Origin of the sequence: Gillisia marina, from assembly GCF_000258765.1 — a bacterium.
GTDB lineage: Bacteria > Bacteroidota > Bacteroidia > Flavobacteriales > Flavobacteriaceae > Gillisia > Gillisia marina.
In genome coordinates, this window is record NZ_AJLT01000067.1 from 1 (window position 1) to 774 (window position 774).

Genomic DNA, 774 nt, shown 5'->3' on the forward strand with positions numbered 1-774 from the left:
TGGCATAAAAGATATCATCGGCATAGCCTACAAATTGTGGGATGTAAGAAAGTCCAATTCCCTGAGCGCCTTCATCCATAAACAGGAATTTTGCAGGATTATGAAATTGTGAGTACGCATCCGGGATCGTTGCCACTCCGGCATCTCCCATTCCACCCGCACGCGCATCGGGAACAATTTGCAAGAAAGGAGCTCCCGTGATAACAGGTCGTACCAGTTGTTGCCCTGAGACCGTAAAATTCAGGGAACAAATAAACAGACTAAGGATTATATATTTAGTATTCATAAAATTTTATCTTTTAAAGTGCAATTAATTTTTTCATGTAAACATTCCCTTCCGCATCAATGATCTTCACTAGTAAGGTTCCTTTCATTGGAGCGATATCTATTTGCATGGTATTCTTATTATTTCCCTCAAAAACCTTATAATTATTGGTTTCTGTTTCCATTACATGCACTTCGCTAATTCTACCGTTAAATGGTAAGATCACCTTGGCGATACTGGTTCTAGTTAACATCGTTGGTACTACATGCGCCTCTTTAGGATCTGCACCTTCACGCTTCACCGTAATAGTGGCGGTAGCTTGAGAAGTGTTCCCCGAAGCATCAGTTGCGGTAAGCACTACCTCATACACGCCCGGTTTATCGAACGTATCTCTATCTAAGCTGAAGACAAGCTCTCCACAATTATCTGTAGAACCATCATTCACCTCTTCCGGAGTGATCACAGCGGGTTCATCCTGAGTTACAGTGATAGTAAGATCCTGAGTTGTT

1 protein-coding gene and 1 pseudogene are annotated in these 774 nt (G+C 41.9%); both read right to left on the reverse strand.

Translation table 11 applies throughout. The features are described from left to right. Positions 1-286 (reverse strand): annotated as a pseudogene (locus ON07_RS13110) (type IX secretion system outer membrane channel protein PorV); the annotation flags it as partial. 13 nt (positions 287-299) lie between these two features. Further along, positions 300-774, reverse strand: a 475-nt coding sequence (locus tag ON07_RS16600; RefSeq protein WP_010232315.1) for a PKD domain-containing protein, incomplete at its 5' end; no start/stop codon positions are given.